Raw genomic sequence first — 17,922 nt, forward strand, 5'->3', positions numbered from 1 at the left:
CTGGTGGGGTAGAGCTCTTCTGCATCGGGGTGGGGGATGAGGAGTTCGATGCGGTCGCGGTGGCTCTTGGCGAGGAGTTCGGTGGCCATGGCGCGGGCGGTGGCGGGTGCGGCCTGGCCGGTCAGGCCGAGGCTGAGCCCTGCGAGAGGCAGGGTGACCGGACGGCCGGCGCGGGTGCCGAGCGTGATGTGGTCGGGGGCCGGTGTGGCGATGTCCTGGGCGACGAGTTCGGTGTCGGATGGGATGGAGGCGTCGCGGTCGGCGTAGGTGTCCAGGTGGGCTTTGCGGACTTCGGCGACCGGCTTGGGCGTTGCTGGATCCGGGGCGGACGCGGCTGTGGGGTCGCCGTTGTTAAGGGCGGCATGGTGTCGGCGGCGATGCAGGCGGGTGGCGGCCAGGGCGATGCTGAGCGCGGTTGCGAGGCCGAAGCCGATGTACGAACCCGACCGCAGCGTGATGGCGAAGGAGTCGTTCGCCTCGTGCGCGGAGCGCGGGGACGGTGTGGACGGCCGGTCTGGTGACGGCTCGGTGTGCCTCGGGACTGGGAAGGACGGCGTGGTCGTGGGGTGGTCGGTCGGTTCCGTCGAGGTCGGCGGCGTGTCGGAGCTGCCGTCTTTCTGCGGCGGGTGTGGGGTGTTCGGGGTGTCGGCGGGCTCGGGCGGCGCTGGCCGGTCGGCTTCCTCCGTGGCCTTGGCGTCCGTCCGAATTTCGGGGAGGCGGAGACGTTGGCCGGGGTACAGCTTTTCGGGGTCGGTGAGGGACGGGATGCCTGAAGGCTGGTCGAGGGGACGGCTGGCTTTGAAGATCTCGGGGTAGAGGTGGCCGGAGCCGTAGGTGTCGTCGGCGATGCCCCAGAGGGTGTCGTCCTGCTGGACCGTGTACGTCTCCCCGCTCGGAGCGCTGGGCCGTTCGCCCATCGGGGCCGCGTTGCCGATGAGCGGCGTCCGGCCATCGACGACGGAAGTACCGGCGGTCTCCTCGACGCTCTCGGTGGTGGACGCCTGCGGTGCGGCGGCGGTGGCCGTGTGGGCGGCGGCCGCCGGCGTGGTGAGGGCGGCGGTCGTGCTGAAGGCAAGTGTGGCGGTCGCGACCATGTCCCGGACGAGCAGCTGCAGCGGACGGGCGGGGCGCGGCAGGGACGGCGTTGGGCGTCCGGCGAGGTGGCCGATCGTTTCGATGCAGGTGGCGAGGACGAACACCAGCCAGGCCGTCCAGCCCAGCAGGCGGACGGCGCCGAGGAACAGGCGCTGGTCGGTGTCGGGACTCATCAATGTCGTGGTGAGTTCGTCCCAGGTCGGCAGCCGGTCCGGGACGGGTGATCCGGCGACGGCGTGCAGGCCGATCGGGAATCCGATGAGGAGGACGCCGAACAGGAGCAGTGCGCCCAGGCCGCGCAGGATCTCGGCACTACGGGAGCGGGGTGTGGTGGTCATGGCCGGTGTGGTCCTTGTACTCCGGTGGTCAGGTTCGCGGTGGCGGCGGCCTCGGCCCGCAGGTGGGAGATGCCGATGACCGGGAGGAACAGCGCGGGTTCGGTGATGGTGACCTGGACGCGGATGGTGTGGGTGCCGACGGCGGTGACGGTGCCGGTGTAGCCGCCGGTCCGGAGGTAGTGGCGGGCGGCGGCGATGGCGGCGTCGCGGTCCACGACGAACTCGCCATCGGTGTACGCGCGGTGGAGGTCGACGCGTCCGGCGCCGGTGCGGGCGGCTTCCTGGGCGGCGGTGGTGGCGTTCTGGCGTGCTTCGAGTTTGCGTTCGAAGTCGACGACGGCGCCGAAGAACACCACGACGACGAGGGTGATGATGACGGCGAAGATGCTGATGCTGCCCTCGTCCGACCGCAGGCGAGGATGTCTCATCGTCGGGTCACCGGCCTCGGTAGGGGTCGATGGGGGAACGGTGGGTCTTGGTGACGGTGCGGGAGCCCGGCAACCCCGGTAGCGCGAGGTCGGCCAGGTCGATCTCGCAAGTGACGTGCGCGGACACGGCGGCCGGTTCGCCGACCGGGCGGTCGAAGCCGGTCAGGTCTAGCCGCACGGTCGGGTCGCAGTGCAGGCCGCGGTTGCGCAGGGTGGCCAGCGCACTGGACGTTGCCGCGTGCTGGGCGTGCGCGGCGGTGCGGGCGATGGACGCCTGGCGGGCGGCGTCGGCGGCGGCCTGGGCGACGGTGGCGCTGCCGTGCTGGATCCGCATCGCGACCAGCAGCCCGGCCAGGAACAGGACGAACAGCGGCGCGAGGACCGCCACCTCGACGACCGCGTTGCCGGCGTCCCCACCCCGCCGCATCCGCTGGACGAGGCCGGTCATGGCTGCCCAGGCACGGTGAAGCGCTCGCGGGCGCCGCGCGCGGTGCGGGTGACGTCGATGCGGACGCCGGGCAGCAGCGATGGCGCGTACCCGCTCACCCGGACGACGATGGTGTTCTGGCCGGTCACGGTGGTGTCGGGTGCTTGCAGGACGGGCTCGGCGCGCGCGAATGCCAGCGCGGCCGCGCGTCCCTGGGCGGGGGTGCCGTGGTGGGCGCGGGCGGCGCGCAGTCCTTCCTCGGCGGCGGCGAGTGCGACGTCGCGGGCGACCGAGACCAGCACCGCTTGCGCGAGCGCGAGGAACAGCAGCGCGACGGCCGGGAACACGATCGCGATGGCGACGGACGCCGATCCGGCGTCCCGCCGCCACCACGGCGTGGACATCGTTGGGTGCGGGGTCATGGGCCGGTGGCTCCGGGGATCTTGTCGATCCAGCCTTCGACCTTCTCTGAGGCGGCGAGGTAGATGGTGAAGGCCAGCCCGGCGAATCCGGCCACGATGATGATGGTCTCGACCGTGCTCGATCCCCGGTCGGGGTGTTCGCGCATGGCGGCGAGCAGGCGGGCGCGGTGGTTGAGGGCGGCGACCGTGAGGCGTGTGGCCGCGGTGGTGAGTTTGTGCATGGTTCCCCCGAACATGAGTGGACCGTTTTCAGCCGGCTCCCAGGAGCTTGGAGAAGAACGGAAAGCCGATCAGGATCACGAAGCCGAGCATGAGCAGCGAGGTCGGCACCCACATCGCGGTGGTGCGCGAGTTCGCCTCCGAGCGGGCGGCGGCCGAGGCCTCGTGCCGCATCGAGCCGATCTTGGCGACCAGGACGTCGTGCATCTTGGCGCCCTCGCCCCCGGCGATCTGCGCGGTGTGGGCCAGGTCGACCAGGTCCGGCACGTTGATCTCCTCACCCAGGTCCGCCAGCGCCCGCCACGGCTGCTGCTGGGCGTGCCGGGCACGGGACAGGGCCTGATGGACGCGCTGGAACGGCCACCCGCCGGTGATCTTCGCCGGTTCCTCCAGCGCGGCGTTCAGCGCGGCGCCGGCTTCGCGTTCCAGCACGACGAGCTGGAGGTAGGAGGTGAAGGCGTAGCGGAAATCGCGGCGCCGGGCCCGGGCGGTCGAGCGGACGTTGTAGTCCGGGACCATCGCCAGCACCACAGCCAATCCCAGCCCGACCAGCACCGGCAACGCCCAGGACGGCGAGCCCCCGGTGACGGCGACGAGCGCGGCGAACAGGGCGGGGATGGCAAGGCCGGTGAGGAAGAGGGCGAACTTGTCGAGCATGAACCGCTCCACGGTTCGTCCGAGCAGAGCCAGGTCGGCGCGTGGGACGGCGAGCATCCCGGCCGGACGGGCCAGGTGTTCGGCCAGCCAGTGGCCGAGGCGCTCACTCCCGCTCGCCGCCTCGGCCGCGGGCATCGCCGATGGCAGCGGCGTGGGCTGAATCCGCGCCAAGGCGGCGTCCAGCCGAGGCGGCGCGGGACGCAACTCACGGACGATGAGGACGACGCCGAGCGCACCCAAGCACCCGACCAGCGCGGCCAAGACCGTCACCGCGACACCTCCGCCCGGACGTCCGCACGGGTGTGGAGGAAGCGGGCGCCGGTCGACAGGACCGACAGCCGCCGCATCCACCACAACCCCACCGCATAGATCCCCGCCACGACCGCCAGCACCATCTGCCCGAGCGGGGTGCCGTACGGGTCGGCGAGCGTCTGCGACGTCGCGAACAACAGACTCAGGATCCCAACGGACGCCACGATCACGATCAACGTCGTGCGCAGACTCGCCCGCTCGGCCTCCACGTCGCGCCGGACGATGACCTCGTCCTCGACGGCGTCGGCCAGCAACCCGAGCGCCTCACGGGTCCCCGGGCCGCGCCGCCGGGCGGCCAGGATCAGCGCGCACGCGATCAGGTCGCCGATCGGGTCGTCGAGGTCGTCGGCGAAAGCCCGCAGCGCCTGCTCGGTCCCGGCGTGGTTGTTCAACCGCCCCGCCAGCACCTCCACCTGCGGACGAATCGCCGCCGGGGCGACGCGGAGGCTGTCGGCCAGCGCCTGCTCCAGGCCACGGCTGGCGCCGATCATCTCCGCCAGCCGCCGCGACCACTGCGCCAGCGCCTCCAACCGGACGATCCGCCGCTGCGGCGCACGTCCCGACAGCATCGGCGGCAACGCGTACGCACCGGCGGCGACCGCGAGCGCGGCCACCGGCCACCCGGTCAGCAGCAGTACCGCCAGCCCGGCACCGACCCCGGCCAGCAGCCGGTTCCGCCGCCCGGGCCACGCCGGTGAACGCACCACCATCTGCAGCCGCGACGGCGGACGACTCTCCCGGACGGCCGGGTCGGCCCCGCGGACTGCTGCGGCGAGCACGACGACGCCCCCGGCGCCGCACAGACCGGTGAGCGCGGCGAGCAGGTCCGTCATGACCAGCCACCGCCCGCCACGGCGAGCAGGTCCGGGTCGAACCCGCAGGCGGCCAGGTCGTCCAGCAGTGTCGCGCTGACGTGCCCGCCCGCCGGGGTGGCGCGGCCGTCCTCCCCGGGAACGAAGATGTGGTTGCGGGTCGGCTCGGCCGAGTCGGCGGGCGGGCCGACCTCCATCACCTGGGAGACGAACCGCTCGTTGCTCGCCGGGTCGCGCCGCAGATACACCACCAGCGGCTCCGCGAGACCGAACATCAGATGCAGATCCTCGACCGAAAGGCCGAGGTCGGCGCGGCGGCCCAGCTGAACCACCCGGTTGAACACGTGCTCGGGACGATGGACGTGCAGGGTGCACATCGAGCCCCGCGCACCCGAGTACATCACCTCCAGCATCGGCGCCAGCTCCCCATGCCGCGCCTCGCCCACGATCACCCGATCGGGGTTCAACCGCAGGCACGCCGGCACCAGATCCTGCAACCGCACCTCGCCCGCACCCTCGGCGTTGGCCTGGCGCGCCTCCATCGCGACCACGTCCGGGTGCCGATGAGCCAAGGACGGGTCGTCCAGAAACAACTCGAAGTCGCTCTCCAGCGTGATCAACCGCTCGGACGCAGGGATCTCACCCGCGAGCGCGCGCACGAGGGTGGTCTTGCCGGTGTTGACCTCCCCGCACACGATGATGTTCCGCCGCGCCCGCACCGCCGCCGACAACAACTCCTGCAACGGCGGCGTCAACGTGCCGCCGGCGGTGAGCTGCTCCAGGGTGATGTCGACCAGGCGGTGCACCCGGATCGCCAGATGCGGACGCCGCGACACCCACCCGACGACCGCGAGGCGCACCCCGCCCGGCAGGGCGACGTCCAGCAGTGGGGAGGCGTGCGAGAACTCCCGGCCGGTGTTGCCGCGCCGCGCCAGAAGCTGCACCCACTCGATCAGGTCCTCGTCGGTCTCGGCCACCGCCGGGCCCGGCTTCTTCACCCCGCTGGTGTAGGTCACCCACGTCTCGCGGCAGCCGTTGACGACGATGTTCTCCACGTCCGCGCTGTCCAGGAACGGCTGCAACGGGCCGAGCCCGAACCGGCGATCGAACACCAGCCGCGCCACCTGCCGCTGCACCTCGACCGGAACCGTCCGCCCCGCCGACATCTGCTCGTGCGCCCAGACTTGCACCTGCGCCTCGATCAGATGCCACGCGCGCGCCCGGTCCAGGTCGTCGGCCAGGACGTCCGCCAACTGCGTCGACACCTCGCGTACGGCGGCCCAGCCGTCCACCTGCGGAACGCGTGGGGCGACGACGGTCCCCGCAGACGATGGGGGCGTAGAGGTCCATCCTGTTTGCTTCATCGCCGCACCTTCCCGAATGCTCGAACCGGTACCCGTGGGCGTGGAACTTGCTTCGCTTCGGGTTCGGCCATGGCCGTACGGAGGCGGCGTCCGAGGGACTCCAGCGAACGCATCAGCAAGGACGTCCGGAACGTCATCCGCGGCCTCGCGCCGTCCGACAACACTCGCGCCTCATTCGGGGAGAACGCCGGCTCGCCCAGAACCGGAAGCTTCAGCGCGCGCTCGACCTCTGCCGCGCTGTACGGGCCGTCCGGCACCAGGCACAACGCCAACCGGTCGGGCGCCAGACCGCGCAGCACCTCAAGGCGAGGCGTCGCCGCGTCGACCTGCGCGAGCGTCGGCTTAAGGACCATGACCACCAGGTCGGCGGCATCGAGCAACGCCACCGGCGTCTCCGCGCCGCCCACACGTCCCAGGTCCGCGAGCACATCGCCGTCGCGCGCCGTGAACGCCTTGGCCAGCGGACTCCACAGGCTCCCAAGCTGAGAAACGTTCCGGGGATCACGAACTCCGTGCAACAGCTCCGCATCCCCGTCCATCGGGACCACGTACTCCTCCAGCGGCAACTCGGTGCCCGATGCCTGGGGCGTCCGCGTTGCGAGACCGAGCACGCCCGGGCCGGCGGGTCCCCGGAGCCGGTCGGCCATGAACCCTGGAAGGACACGACGCCCCGCCGGGTCGCATTCGGCCAGCAGCACCCGGCGCGGCCACGTCAGCGCCAGGCCCAGCGCGGTCGTCGTCACCCCCGGCGACCCACCCGGCGAGACCAGACAGCACAACGCCACCCCTCAGCCCCGCCTCTCCGTCACCACCAGCACGACGAGCCCGGCCGCCGCACGCCGCGCCACCGTGCTGCTGTCGGCATCGGCCACCAGTAGCGACGTGCTGACGGTCCCCTGAGTGTCCGGGGCACTCACCTGATCGACGACCGCCTCGACATCACGCGGCACGACCGACTGGTCGCTTGGCGCGCCGGCCCCGGCAGACGGTGCTTGTCCGCCCGCCGTGAAGACCACTCGCACCTGCCAGCCGGGCGCCAGCCCCGGCGGCACCTCGCCCGCCTTCAACGGAACGGTCACCAGCGCCTGACCCTGCTGCGGACTCCGCCCCGACGCGAGCTGCGACGCCGCCAGCAGCGTCCCTCCACGCAGGTGAATCGCGGCGCGGCGGCCGACGACGTCCTCAAGCTGCCGTTCCGGCACTGTCGGCACGCCCGAGTCCACTGCCACCCTCGCGATGGTCAGATCCGCCCACTCCAGCTTGTGCCCCGCCGCCACGTCGCGGGCCAGCCGCACGACCGGAACCCGCTCGCTGGACGAACGGAACAGATACACGTTCGTCAGCACGGCGAACGCCAGCAGCATCGCCCCGGCCGCCATCCAGCCCGGACGGCGTTGCCTCGCCAAGCGTCCCGCCGTAGGTGGCACGGCTCCGACGCCGCGAGCCTTTGGTACCCCCTTCGACTGCGCCCCCGCGCCAGCCGTTCTCATCGATCCCCCCGTCCGTAGAGTCCCTGTGCCTCGGCCACACGCAGCCGGAACGTCATCGAACGGCTCAGCGGTGGCAGCACGCCGCTCGAACCGTCGGAACCCGTCCAGGTCCCGCCCCACACCACCGTCACGCGCACCCGGTAAGCGCCGCCCCGCTCGTGAGCTGACGACTGCGAATAGGTGTACGAACAGTCGGTGCGCTGCCTGGACGCCCGGCGAGACTCGTCGTAAGCGGTGCCCGGCCCGGTGCACCGGACGCTGCCTCGCCCGTCGCCGGGATCGATCGTCATGCTCTGGGGTCGGGCGACCACCTCCGCCCACACCCCGCGGGCGGCGGCACGGCCGGTCATGGTCTTCCAGTTCGTCACCCAGAACCACTCGGGCAGCCCGACCAGCCCGTCAGACCCGCGAGGCGGTGCCGTCCGGACGTTCGGAACGGGGATCGGCAGCCGCCTCCACTCCGTCGCGGCCAGCTCAGACGGCGACGGGCCCGCGCTGCCGCCGTCCCCCGTCTCCGGCTCACACACCTGGACGTCGCCGCCGACGTTCTCGCACTCATAGGGCGCGAGCCGTTGCGGCCCTTCTGACGTAGCCCCCTGAAGAGCTGGGTCGTTGGTTGAAGCGTTCCCCTCGGCTCCATCGTCGTTCGCGCCGAAGCCGTATCCGTACGTGTAGACGCTCGGTGGAACAGGTTCGTCCGGTGGTGTAGCCGCGATGGCGGCGGGCAAGAGGAGGCCGCTCATCAGAGTTGGTGCTACTGCCTTCACTTGTTCAGCACCCCTCGCCCAGAATGATGAACTTGCTTACGCGCCACCGGCCATCGGTTCCCCTTTCCAGGAGTGCCTTGATATTGCGTTCCTTGACGCCTCGATTCAGCTTCTTCTGTGTCCGCGTGTCCAAGAGACCGGCGTTGCTCGAATCTTGGCAGTCGCGGACCACGGCACCGTTCCCGGTGAGATCAACGCGTGCGATGCGGACGACGATGTTGCCGTAGGTGGCCTGGTTCTTCTCCTTCATGTCGTCGATCCGCTTCAACACTCGAGAGAGTTGTGGTTCGACCATCACGGCGGACAGTTCCTGCTTGCGGGTCTCTGGTGCAAGGGAATCCGCCCGGTCGAGCATGGCGACGAAATCCGTGTAAGCCTGTGCGACGGCTGCGGTCGGCGATGGCGTCGCGGCCTGGGCGGATTCGGTAGTGGACGGCAGGGCGGCGGCTTCCTGCTCCGTGCTGCAGCCGGTTGTCGCCAAGGCGATGCCCACGGCACTGAACCAGCAGAAACGAGTGATCGTCCTGCGACCGATTCCGGTCAAGGCGTTACCTCCATCTCCTTCGGTACTCCGCAGTCGTCGTACGTCCTGTTGCGACAGCATCGCCATTAGGGCGCCGAGCGATCGTAGGGGCATGGGTGGCGTCGTGTGTCCGCGTCACGCCGCCATGAGGGCAAATCCGCGTACATTCGCCACCAAGGAACTTCGTGTTCGAGGTCCTATGTCTTTTATGGACGGATTGCGAAGCTCGGTGTGTTGAGCCGAGCGGGCTCGGGGTCTCACATTCCCGCGAAGTCGGCGGCTGGCGTGGCCGAGATTCGGCCGTCCTTAATGGCGGCGACGATGTGAACCTCTGCGGCATGCCGCTGCTGGTACAGCCGGCTGGCGGGAAGCTGTCGGCGCCGGGCGAGCTCCTGCACCGACAGGCCCTCCAGCCTCGTCGCGATGACCAGCTCGGCGGCATCCGGCGTGACGACGCCCTGTCGGACGGCGTCCAGGAGCAGATGGACGGGATCGTCCTCGACCGTCGCGGCAGCAGGACGTTCCGGCAACTCCGTAGGGTCGCAGGGCACGAGCCGTGCCTCGCGGCCTCGGGCTCGCAGAGCGCCCTTCCGAGCCCACAGCATGAGCCGCGCGGCGATGTGCGGTCGATCGATGTCGATCCGGGCCAACTGTGCGACGAACTCCGTCAGCAGCTCGGAGACGATGTCGTCCGCATACCTCTCCGGGCTCGTACGGAGGGCGCGGGCGGCCGTGTTCTTCAGCCCGGGCATCGCCACCCCGACGCAGCCGACGACCCACGCCGGGTCGCCCGACCGCGTCCGCTGGACGAGCTCCTTCCACGCGGCGTCCTTGAGGTCGTCGGTTGAGGACCGCTCCAGCAGCAGCGTCCGGAGCTCGGCCAGGCTCACGAGGCGGCCCGGCAACCCTTGGCCGATCGTGCGGCCGTCGAGCCCGAGCGGCTTCGGGCCCGTGGTTAGGAGCTGGAAGGAACGTTCGGCGACGGCCAGCGCGTTGCCGCCGCACACGCGGTCAGGCTCGTTCGTCGTGACGTGCACAGCGGTGTCCTGGTCGAACATGACGGCCCCCTGAAGGTCGTGTCGGATCGGTGCCGTCAGGTATCCGCCACGACGTCGACACTTCATGGGCAGCGCGTGGGCACGAGCTCGTGCTCACGACTTCTCGTTACCTGCCAAGAACCGCTGTGACCTGCGGAGACGTTGGCGAAGGTGCGTGCAGGGGCTGACAGGTAAAGCGACCTGTCTGCTCACTCGGCGTCTGACCTGCGTGTTCGACGGCCGAAGTTTCCTCGTTATGGAGTCCGTAAAGGCTCCCGGGAGGCGAGCCTGGGGCGGGGGACGTAGCGGCCCCCGCCCCTCATGTCAGGACTGGAAGGCTCGAAGTTGCAGGCGTTCGGCGATGGTGTCGGTGAACCAGGCGATCTGGTCGCTGTCGGGGTCGGCTTCCGCCCGGACGGTCGTGCACCAGTCGTCGCTGTTGAGAACGGATAGGTACCGGTCGACCAGTTGTCGGTGCTCCAGGTCGGTACAGCCGATGTTTGCAGGGGCGCCTTGGGCCAGGTGGTCGGCGATGTTGGCGGCGTACAGGTACCGCCGCAACGACGGTTGCTGGCGGCCGAGGTGGCGGACGAACGCGTCGAGCACGATGCGCGCGGGCGGGTATCGCTCGAGCGTCATGCCCATGCCCGAGCATTGGCCCAGGATGCTCAGCAGCCGCCCGGTGTGGTCGATCAGTTCGTCGTCGGCCTCGTCCGCGGTGATCGCTTCCTGCAGGTGCGCGGCGGTGGCGACCTTGCCGGCGTAGTAACCGTTCAGGAAATGGCCGTCGCAGGCGTGCCGCAGCAGCCAGTCGCGTCCCGCGCCGGTTTCGCAGAGGGCTTCGACGAGGTAGACACGGCCCCAGCCGTCTGCGCGTTCGGCGAGCCACAGCAGGGCTTGGCTTCCGTTGCGGCGGCGTCGTAGCGCACGGGCGGCCAGCGGTCCGAACCGCTCCGAGAGCAGGCCGATGGTCTGGACGAGCGGGATGTCGCCGTCATGCCAGTCGGCCGCCAGCAACGCCAAGCCGACGGTGGCCGAGCAGCGGTCGGGGCTGCGCCGCACCAGCCATCGTCCGGTCCGCCGCACCCTGTCTCGGTCGGCCCGGAATGCTGCGGCGGTGATGTGCTCGTTGGGGTGGATGGGCACGTGTAGATCGTGGAACGCCCAGGTGAGGACGCTGGGTGGTGCGACCGGATCGGCGAAGTGCTCGTCCAGGACGGCCGCGACGTCGAGACCGACGTGACGCTGGTCGCGGGCCCTGCGTGGCCGCTCTCCGCGGTGGAGCTCGTGATCGGGGTAAGGCTCCCCGTCCTGCGGTAGTGGCGCGTCCGGGGTCTGGCGATGCAGGCGCATCGCGTGGTCGAACAAGCTGATGTGCTCTCTGAGCGCTTCGCGCTCGGCCGTCCCGCTCACCGGAGCGCGGAGGACTCGTTTCTGTCGATCATGTTCGCAGCGTGCCAGCCGTCCATCTGGGAGGCAACGGTATTTCGGCGGCAGGTGTGCGGCCTGGTGGGGGACGGCCGTGGAGTGCGTGAACCAGCTGAGGATCAGATGTCTTTCATGTACCAGCGGCTGTGGAGGTCGTTTCTTCTCAGGTCGTTCAGGCGGCGGGCGAGTTCGCGGCGGGAGAAGGGGTCGCCGGGGGCGTTGCGGATGTGGATGCCGATGGCGTAGAGGTCGCGTATTCGCATGAGCGTTTCGTAGCCGGGCCATTCGCGGAGGTCGTAGCCGTAGGCGTCGGTGAAGTCATCGACGTCGGCGGGAGAGAGGCCGAAGCGTCGTTGTCCGTGATGACTGTGGATCAGGTCCCACTCGCGGGGGCCGATGGCGACGCTGTCCCAGTCGCCTAGCACCACGTGGCCGTCCTGGTGGCGCATGAGATTGTCGATCCACGCGTCGCCGTGGAGCAGTGCGGGCGGGGTGACGAACGGCAGCTCGTTCCAGGCGGCGGTCATGGCGGTGATGCGTCCGCGCAGCCATTCCTGCTCGGCGGCGTCAAGGACGCCGGGGTGTTGGTGGACGGTCGCGCGGATGCTGGCCAGCGGGTCGGTGAGCTGCCGCATCGGGAATGGCGGTCGGGGACCGGTGTGCAACTCGCGGAGCAGACGACCGAGGTCGTGGGTGCTCGCGGGCGTGGGGCTGGTCGGGACGAAGCGCCAGAAGGTCGCGGTGACTCCGTCGATGGTCACCGGCTGGTCGGCGATCTCGTCGGCGGGCTGGACGGTGGGGAAGCCTCGTTCAGCGAGCCAGCGGGTCACCGCCAGGACGGCGGGAAGACGTTCGGCCGCGGTGGGGGCTGTGGCGATTCGGACGATGATCGGCTGGCGGAGCTTGAAGACCGCGTTGCTGCGCAGCCGGAGCAGCTCGGCGCCTGAGGCGTCGATCTCGACGAGGTCGCATATCCGTTCGAGGAGCACCCAGGCGCGTCGGTGCAGGTCTGGGGCGCCGGTCAGCTGATCAGGCATCGCGCCGGCCACGGGGTGGAGGTCCGGTGAGCGGTGAGGTTTCCAGGGACAGGACTTCCTCCAATGCGCGCATCGCCTTGCTGCGACGGTACTCGGTGGGGATGGCGGAATGGACGTCCCGGCCTCGGACGAAAACGATGGTGGTCCGCTGCTCCGGTGGAAGGGCCAGCAAGGTTTGGGTGGCCAGCTCGCAGGCTTCGGCGGGACGGGCGTTGTGGGCCAGGCTCGTCGCCTGGTCCAGCTTGACCAGGGACGGGTCGATGCTCGGGGTTCGCGGACGGCACAGGGCGAGCGCCGACTGGTGCACGGCGTCCGCCTTGTGGAAGTTGGGCAGGTGGGCGAACGTCCCGCTCATGTACAGGTAGAGACGCTGCTCGGTGAAGTCGAAGGCGAGCGCCCCGGTGTTGCTCCCTTTGATCTGGGAGAACAGTTGCTGGGCACGCCCGAGCGCGGACATGGAACTGCGGTGGTCGCCCAAACGGGCGAGGGCCCGGGCTTCGGCTGCGGCCGCCAGCGCGGTTGGTGAGGAAGGTGTCGCGCGTCCCAGGGCTTGTGCTTCCCGGGCGAGGTGAACAGTCTCCGTCAGGTCGCCGTAGTAGTACGGCAGCATCGCCTCCTGCGCCCGGACCAGAGCACGCAGTTGCGGGTCTCCAGTGTCGTCGGCGGCGGTCTTGGCAGTGCCGTACCAGGCGCGGGCCTGGCGGATGTCACCCAGCTTCATCAGCGCGTCGGCGCTGAGGATCGCCAGCGCGGCCGCCACCCGGGATAGCCGACATTGGATCGGCCCGGGCTGCCGCTGGGACGCCAGCGCGCGGATGTCGGCGAACTCCAGCATGAGTCGGCACAGCATCGGGATCGGTGGCGTGGCCAGATACTCCCGGCGACAGTGCAGGACCATCTCCTCCAGACGGTCCATCTGGTCGTCGGTGACCGTTCCCGTGGCCAAGGTCCGGTCCATCTGCTGCCGGAGCTGGTCGACCTCGGTGAGCAGCCGGCTCGCCGTCGTCTCCTGGCCACCGGTGAGGACGTCGTTGAACAGCGTTCGCCGTCGGACGTCGTCGTTCGTCTCGGTGGACGGTCCGGGGACGTGCAGCGCGCTGGGGTGCAGGATGGGCACCTCGGGGACGTCGGACCGGGGTGACCGCGCGGGGACGATCACGACCTCATCGGTGCCGTCGTCCTCGCTGTAGTCGGCGTCCAATCCGAGACGGACGGGGTTGGCTCTGTAGAGCCGGGCCAGCCGGTCGATCGTGTCGGGCCGCGGACGGGCGCGGCCGTTCTCCCACACGTTCAGCAGGTCGATATTGGCCTGCGGACGTCCCAGGTTCTCGCGCTCGCACAACTCCATCAGGTGATCGATCGCTGTTTGTGCCGTCCAGCCGCGCGCCAGGCGGTGCGCCTTGAGCAGGCTGACCCCACAGCAGCCGTGGATCGCCTGGACCAACCTCCACGTTCGCCAGCCGTCGGCCTCGGCACGTTCGCGCCAGCGGCGGGCGCAGGACGGTGCGTGCTCTCCACGGGCCATCTCGGTCTCCCCACGACGTTCCGCCAACGCCAGGTGCCACTGGCCCTCAGCGTAGATGGCACTGACCGGCCACGACCTTCGCTTGTGGCCAGACGACCCGCGCTCCCGTGGAGCCGCGACGGGTTCCTTGTGCTTTTCCGTGTTCATTCCACGGGTTCTGTGGATCCGTGGAATCGCCGCGATTGGCCGCGTCCTGACTCTGCGTCACTGTTCTGGCACTCAGGCGTCTTGGAGGGCTGCACGAGGCAGCCAGGACCGTTCAGGAGGTGTGGCCGTGGCGAAGTCTTCGAGACTGTTGCCAAACGCGGTGGCCGACCAGTCCGAGGGGGATCGTCCCGCCCACGTGGTGTGGTGTGGCTCCGAATCGGGGTTGTTCGTCCGAGACCTCCCCGGGGAGCGGGTGGCACGCGACGCCAGGGCGACTGTTCGAGGGGTACTCCGGGCGGCCGGCATCGACGAGTCCAGCGTTGAGGACGCCGAGCTGGCCGTCGGCGAACTCGCCGCGAACGCCGTCTCCCACGCGGCTGGGCCGTACGAGATCCGCTTCGTGCTCGTCGCCGGGCGTCCGATTTGGTGCGAGGTCATCGACGGGGACGAGGACCTGGCCGGCATCCCTGAGAAGTTCGCCAAGCTGCGGACCGCCGACGTCGTCGACTCGATATCGGACGAGGCTCCGCAGGAGAACGGACACGGTCTCGCCATCGTTCACCGGCTCTCGGGCGGGCGGTGCAGGGCGTACCCCACGGTCACCTGCGCGACCGGGCAGCCGGGCAAGGCGGTGGCGTTCGCCTTGCCCGGCGCGGGCCCGCGCTGAGCCGCTCCCAAACCTCAGGACCGGCGGCGTCGAACACGAGGCTGCTCCCTCCGGCCTCCCCGCCGGTTCCGCCGCCGGTCCTGGCTCCACCCACAAGACCACTTCGACGGATAGGACGAACGCAGTGGACGATCCAGCGCTCCTCGACATCGACGCGCCGCTGGCGGAGCTGACGCACAGGTTGAGGGCCCGAAGCTGGAGTTGCGAGCTCGCGATCCGGACGGACGATGCCGGACGCGCGGTTCTGCGTCTTCAGCCTCCCGGCGCCTTCGGAGACCCCGCCCGGACCGTCGAGGTCGAGGTGCGCGAGTTCGATCAAGAAGCGCACTTCGCCTACGTGCAGAACTCCGGACGGCCGATCGCGCCCGTCACCCAGCTCGACCGGGCGGTCCGAGCGATCGTGCACGTCCATGGCGGCACTATGCCCGCTCTGCCGCAGGTTCCGGACGGGCTGCTGGCCGCCTTCGAGTCCTTGAGATCGGAGCGGGGTGGCCGGTCGGCTACGCGACCTGTAGACGACGAGGCCGAGGAATGACGAGCCGGGCTGGTGGAGCAGCTACTCGCGCCGGTGAACGCGACGCGATCCCCGAGCTTCGGTTCGTCCCGCGTGACAGGTTCGAGCATGCGCGTGACTTGGTGGAACGCCTCACCGACGCCGGGCTGCGCGCGTTCTCCAGTTGGGAGTGCGCGCCCTCCACCGTGTCGGTCACCACGTGCTCAATCGATCCCGGGTCGGGCCGGACCGAGACCGTGTGGTGCCTGCCGTGGCCGGGGCGGGACGTCCTGTACTGGCAGCGGCCCCGAGTCACCCATGGGGACGACGCCTTCCTCTGGCGGTGGTTCGAGCCGTTGTGCCCGCTGGCGGCCACCGCACGCGCGGCCGCCCATCTCATAGCGGCCGTGAGGGGCGATCGCGACGTAGCGATCGGTGATGGGAGGGCGCCACAGCGGGATTCGTGACGAGTTGCGGGAGGCAGCAAGCTGCTCGTTGCGTGCTCACTATCTGTCAGACTTCCGTTTGACCTGGGGATTCTCGTCTCCGGAGGCATGCCCCATGCGCGTTGCCTGTCCGGTTCGGGGTTTCCAGCATTGGTCGATGAACTGACCTTCCGGATCCTTGACGGACGCGCGGGCGCCGGGCGAGCGTCGAGGAGACGGGTGTCACCCTTGGTCACACCTGCGACGCTGGAGGCTGTCGTGCGGCTAAGTTTCGTTGGCATCACCCCGGACACTCCGACCAATGAGTGTCCGGCCGTCTACGTCGATGAGGACACCGGCGACTTCTGGTTCCAGGGTGAGCGGGTCACCGACCCGCGCGCGCTGGCCGAGGTCGACGGGCACAGCCCGCTCGGCGCGAACGAGGTGGTGGTGAAGCTGCCGCCGGTGATGAAGGACTTCATCCTGGAGGCGATCAATGGCACGTACGAGCGAGGGAGACGCGGGCCAGGCCGCCACGGCGAATGACGAGACCGGCGAGCAGGTCCCTCAGACGTTCACCTCGCTGCTGACCGGGTGCCGGTTCTCGGCCGTCCATCTGGAGCAGCGCGACGTCTACACCCCGGACAACGCCGACTTCCTCCGGTGGCGCGACGGCGACCACTTCGACCCGGTCGAGTGGGGCCGGGACTGGATTGATCTCGTCGCGCCGCTGGTTGCCCGCGGGGTGATGGTGCGGCGTGCCCGGATCGTCTCCGAGCCGGTGACCGACTACATCCGGTTCGAGTACGGAGTCACGCCGATGAACCTGGCGGCGGGGGAGCAGGTGCGGTGGCTGCCCCGCCGCCGGGCGTCGGACCTGGCCGTACCCGGTAACGACTACTGGGTGTTCGACGATCGGCTGGTGCAGTTCAACCACTTCGCCGGGGACGGTTCGTCTCTACGGCAGCCGGAGAACCGCGACGAGCAGGCGGTGGTGTCGATGTGCCTGTCGGCATTCGAGGCCGTGTGGGAACGCGCGATCCCGCACGAGGACTACAAGCCGGCCTGATCGGTATCGCCCCGTGCCCGGCTCGCCGTCGTCGTCATCCGCGCAGGCTGCCCGGCAGGCGCTCGCCGACCAGCTGAGGGAGCTGCGCGGGGAGGCCGGTCTGACGGCCAAGGCGCTCGCCGCCGAAGCCGGGTGGGACCGGACGAAGGTCTCCCACATCGAGCACGCACGCCGCCCCCCGTCCGCCGAGGACATCCGGACGTGGTGCCGGGTGTGTGGCGCCGACGACCAGGCCGAGGATCTGGTGGCGTCCCTGCGGGCCGCCGAGGGCATGTGGGTCGAGTGGCGCCGCATGGAGCGCGGCGGGTTGAAACGGGCGCAGGAATCGGTTCTTCCGCTGTTCGAGCGGACGCGCATGTTCCGCTCGTACGCGTCGTGGCTACTGCCCGGACTGCTCCAGACCGAGGGCTATACCCGGGCCGTCCTGCAGGCGGTCCGGCGACGCCGTGGGCTCGCGGACGATGTCGAGGCCGCGGTCGCCGTCCGGATGGAGCGCACTCGGATACTTCGGCGGCCGGGCCGGACGTTCGCGTTCCTGGTGGAGGAGTCGGTGCTGCGGACGGGCGTCGGCGGGGCCGAGGTGATGCGCGAGCAACTCGCCCATCTCGCGGACGTGGCCTGCCTGCCGTCGGCCTCGCTGGGGATCGTCCCGATGCGGCCCGATCGCGAGATTCGGCCCGTCGAGGACTTCTGGATCTTCGATGGCGAACAGGTCGGCGTCGAGCTCGTCTCCGGCTACCTGACCGTCACCAACCCGCGAGAGATCGCCATGTACGGGCAGGTCTTCGGCTCGCTGGCGGAAGAGGCCGTCTACGGCGCCCGGGCTCGACGCCTCATCGACGACGCGCTCGACGTCCTGGCTGACGAAAAGTGACCTGTCACATCTCGTCACACTCGTCGCCCCCGCGGATCGACCGCTCTTAGCGTCGCACTGCATCGCTTCCCAACGGGCTTTGAAAGCCGAGGAGCGGCGGCCATGCCCGGGTCGGGCGGGCCGTGTGCGTGCTGAGCGTTCCGACGAGCGGAAGGACCCCCAACGATGAGCTTCAGCATGATGGACGCCCCGCAGGCAGCCGGCGAGGCGGCGAACCAGGACCCGTTCGAGCTGGACATCCGCGTCCTGGAGTCGAGCGACGCGGCGGCCTCCCTCATCAACCTGACCGACGACAACTGCGGCAGCTCCTGCCCGAAGGCGTGCGCGACGAACGTGGGCTGAGGACGCCCGATCGCACCGGGCGTT

General features: G+C 70.1%; 22 protein-coding genes. 6 read left to right on the top strand and 16 right to left on the bottom strand.

Going from position 1 to position 17,922, the window contains the following annotated elements; translation table 11 throughout:
- The 16 genes from DMH08_RS24965 to DMH08_RS25040 all read right to left on the bottom strand — a co-directional run.
- On the bottom strand, positions 1 to 1,433 hold a 1,433-nt coding region (locus DMH08_RS24965; protein WP_125618109.1), incomplete at its 3' end, for a LysM peptidoglycan-binding domain-containing protein.
- On the bottom strand, positions 1,430 to 1,861 hold the full coding sequence (locus DMH08_RS24970) for a pilus assembly protein TadG-related protein (RefSeq protein WP_125618111.1): 432 nt from the start codon (positions 1,859 to 1,861) through the stop codon (positions 1,430 to 1,432). The genes DMH08_RS24970 and DMH08_RS24965, both read right to left, overlap by 4 nt.
- Before the next feature lie 7 nt (positions 1,862 to 1,868).
- Positions 1,869 to 2,309, bottom strand: a complete 441-nt coding sequence (locus DMH08_RS24975; RefSeq protein WP_125618113.1) for a TadE/TadG family type IV pilus assembly protein — start codon at positions 2,307 to 2,309, stop codon at positions 1,869 to 1,871.
- Entirely contained in the window at positions 2,306 to 2,710 is a 405-nt protein-coding gene (locus DMH08_RS24980; protein ID WP_125618116.1) for a pilus assembly protein, read from the bottom strand. Before DMH08_RS24980 ends, DMH08_RS24975 begins: the two co-directional genes overlap by 4 nt.
- Positions 2,707 to 2,931, bottom strand: a complete 225-nt coding sequence (locus tag DMH08_RS24985) for a hypothetical protein (protein ID WP_233617787.1) — start codon at positions 2,929 to 2,931, stop codon at positions 2,707 to 2,709. Before DMH08_RS24985 ends, DMH08_RS24980 begins: the two co-directional genes overlap by 4 nt.
- Positions 2,932 to 2,959: 28 nt before the next feature.
- Positions 2,960 to 3,856: a hypothetical protein gene (locus tag DMH08_RS24990; protein ID WP_125618120.1), complete on the bottom strand. Its 897-nt coding sequence runs from the start codon at positions 3,854 to 3,856 to the stop codon at positions 2,960 to 2,962.
- A complete protein-coding gene (locus DMH08_RS24995) occupies positions 3,853 to 4,731 on the bottom strand; it encodes a type II secretion system F family protein (protein WP_125618122.1) in 879 nt (292 codons plus the stop codon). The genes DMH08_RS24990 and DMH08_RS24995 overlap by 4 nt, the downstream gene beginning before the upstream one ends.
- Positions 4,728 to 5,975 carry a CpaF family protein gene (locus DMH08_RS25000; protein ID WP_158642388.1) on the bottom strand — a complete coding sequence of 416 codons (1,248 nt, stop codon included), beginning with the start codon at positions 5,973 to 5,975 and terminating at the stop codon, positions 4,728 to 4,730. The genes DMH08_RS24995 and DMH08_RS25000 overlap by 4 nt, the downstream gene beginning before the upstream one ends.
- 95 nt (positions 5,976 to 6,070) lie before the next feature.
- On the bottom strand, positions 6,071 to 6,817 hold the full coding sequence (locus DMH08_RS25005; RefSeq protein WP_125618126.1) for a hypothetical protein: 747 nt from the start codon (positions 6,815 to 6,817) through the stop codon (positions 6,071 to 6,073).
- Positions 6,818 to 6,862: 45 nt separating this feature from the next.
- A complete protein-coding gene (locus tag DMH08_RS25010) occupies positions 6,863 to 7,438 on the bottom strand; it encodes an SAF domain-containing protein (RefSeq protein ID WP_158642389.1) in 576 nt (191 codons plus the stop codon).
- 122 nt (positions 7,439 to 7,560) lie between these two features.
- Positions 7,561 to 8,307: a hypothetical protein gene (locus DMH08_RS25015; protein ID WP_125618130.1), complete on the bottom strand. Its 747-nt coding sequence runs from the start codon at positions 8,305 to 8,307 to the stop codon at positions 7,561 to 7,563.
- Positions 8,308 to 8,335: 28 nt separating this feature from the next.
- Positions 8,336 to 8,875 carry a hypothetical protein gene (locus DMH08_RS25020; protein ID WP_125618132.1) on the bottom strand — a complete coding sequence of 180 codons (540 nt, stop codon included), beginning with the start codon at positions 8,873 to 8,875 and terminating at the stop codon, positions 8,336 to 8,338.
- A 236-nt stretch (positions 8,876 to 9,111) separates the two neighbouring features.
- Positions 9,112 to 9,912: an RNA polymerase sigma factor gene (locus DMH08_RS25025; RefSeq protein ID WP_125618134.1), complete on the bottom strand. Its 801-nt coding sequence runs from the start codon at positions 9,910 to 9,912 to the stop codon at positions 9,112 to 9,114.
- Between the two features lie 303 nt (positions 9,913 to 10,215).
- Positions 10,216 to 11,304 carry a hypothetical protein gene (locus tag DMH08_RS25030; protein WP_199747995.1) on the bottom strand — a complete coding sequence of 363 codons (1,089 nt, stop codon included), beginning with the start codon at positions 11,302 to 11,304 and terminating at the stop codon, positions 10,216 to 10,218.
- A 134-nt stretch (positions 11,305 to 11,438) separates the two neighbouring features.
- On the bottom strand, positions 11,439 to 12,368 hold the full coding sequence (locus DMH08_RS25035) for a phosphotransferase enzyme family protein (protein WP_233617788.1): 930 nt from the start codon (positions 12,366 to 12,368) through the stop codon (positions 11,439 to 11,441).
- The gene (locus tag DMH08_RS25040) at positions 12,349 to 13,881 is read right to left on the bottom strand and encodes a helix-turn-helix domain-containing protein (protein ID WP_125618136.1); all 1,533 of its coding nucleotides are present in this window, start codon (positions 13,879 to 13,881) and stop codon (positions 12,349 to 12,351) included. The genes DMH08_RS25035 and DMH08_RS25040 overlap by 20 nt, the downstream gene beginning before the upstream one ends.
- A 274-nt stretch (positions 13,882 to 14,155) precedes the next feature.
- On the opposite strand from DMH08_RS25040, the gene DMH08_RS25045 reads away from it, so the two are divergent.
- The 6 genes from DMH08_RS25045 (at position 14,156) to DMH08_RS25070 (ending at position 17,898) form a co-directional block, all read left to right on the top strand.
- Entirely contained in the window at positions 14,156 to 14,695 is a 540-nt protein-coding gene (locus tag DMH08_RS25045) for an ATP-binding protein (protein WP_158642390.1), read from the top strand.
- A gap of 124 nt (positions 14,696 to 14,819) precedes the next feature.
- A complete protein-coding gene (locus tag DMH08_RS25050) occupies positions 14,820 to 15,230 on the top strand; it encodes a hypothetical protein (RefSeq protein WP_125618140.1) in 411 nt (136 codons plus the stop codon).
- A 554-nt stretch (positions 15,231 to 15,784) separates the two neighbouring features.
- Positions 15,785 to 16,159, top strand: a complete 375-nt coding sequence (locus DMH08_RS25055) for a hypothetical protein (protein WP_233617789.1) — start codon at positions 15,785 to 15,787, stop codon at positions 16,157 to 16,159.
- Complete coding sequence (locus tag DMH08_RS25060) at positions 16,110 to 16,682, top strand: DUF6879 family protein (protein ID WP_233617790.1); 573 nt, start codon at positions 16,110 to 16,112, stop codon at positions 16,680 to 16,682. The genes DMH08_RS25055 and DMH08_RS25060 overlap by 50 nt, the downstream gene beginning before the upstream one ends.
- Before the next feature lie 13 nt (positions 16,683 to 16,695).
- A complete protein-coding gene (locus tag DMH08_RS25065) occupies positions 16,696 to 17,556 on the top strand; it encodes a helix-turn-helix domain-containing protein (protein ID WP_125618141.1) in 861 nt (286 codons plus the stop codon).
- Positions 17,557 to 17,721: 165 nt separating this feature from the next.
- A complete protein-coding gene (locus DMH08_RS25070) occupies positions 17,722 to 17,898 on the top strand; it encodes an FxLD family lanthipeptide (protein WP_125618143.1) in 177 nt (58 codons plus the stop codon).
- The last annotated feature ends 24 nt before the right edge of the window (positions 17,899 to 17,922 follow it).

The sequence above is a fragment of the Actinomadura sp. WAC 06369 genome, from assembly GCF_003947565.1.
Taxonomy (GTDB): Bacteria; Actinomycetota; Actinomycetes; order Streptosporangiales; family Streptosporangiaceae; genus Spirillospora; species Spirillospora rifamycini.

Coding starts and splice junctions, on each gene's coding strand:
- DMH08_RS24995 (WP_125618122.1), bottom strand. CDS start 4,731: ATGACGGACCTGCTCGCCGCGCTCACCGGTCTGTGCGGCGCCGGGGGC.
- DMH08_RS25060 (WP_233617790.1), top strand. CDS start 16,110: ATGGCACGTACGAGCGAGGGAGACGCGGGCCAGGCCGCCACGGCGAAT.
- DMH08_RS24975 (WP_125618113.1), bottom strand. CDS start 2,309: ATGACCGGCCTCGTCCAGCGGATGCGGCGGGGTGGGGACGCCGGCAAC.
- DMH08_RS25040 (WP_125618136.1), bottom strand. CDS start 13,881: ATGGCCCGTGGAGAGCACGCACCGTCCTGCGCCCGCCGCTGGCGCGAA.
- DMH08_RS25015 (WP_125618130.1), bottom strand. CDS start 8,307: ATGAGCGGCCTCCTCTTGCCCGCCGCCATCGCGGCTACACCACCGGAC.
- DMH08_RS25070 (WP_125618143.1), top strand. CDS start 17,722: ATGAGCTTCAGCATGATGGACGCCCCGCAGGCAGCCGGCGAGGCGGCG.
- DMH08_RS25010 (WP_158642389.1), bottom strand. CDS start 7,438: ATGCTGCTGGCGTTCGCCGTGCTGACGAACGTGTATCTGTTCCGTTCG.
- DMH08_RS24980 (WP_125618116.1), bottom strand. CDS start 2,710: ATGACCCCGCACCCAACGATGTCCACGCCGTGGTGGCGGCGGGACGCC.
- DMH08_RS24970 (WP_125618111.1), bottom strand. CDS start 1,861: ATGAGACATCCTCGCCTGCGGTCGGACGAGGGCAGCATCAGCATCTTC.
- DMH08_RS25025 (WP_125618134.1), bottom strand. CDS start 9,912: ATGTTCGACCAGGACACCGCTGTGCACGTCACGACGAACGAGCCTGAC.
- DMH08_RS24985 (WP_233617787.1), bottom strand. CDS start 2,931: ATGCACAAACTCACCACCGCGGCCACACGCCTCACGGTCGCCGCCCTC.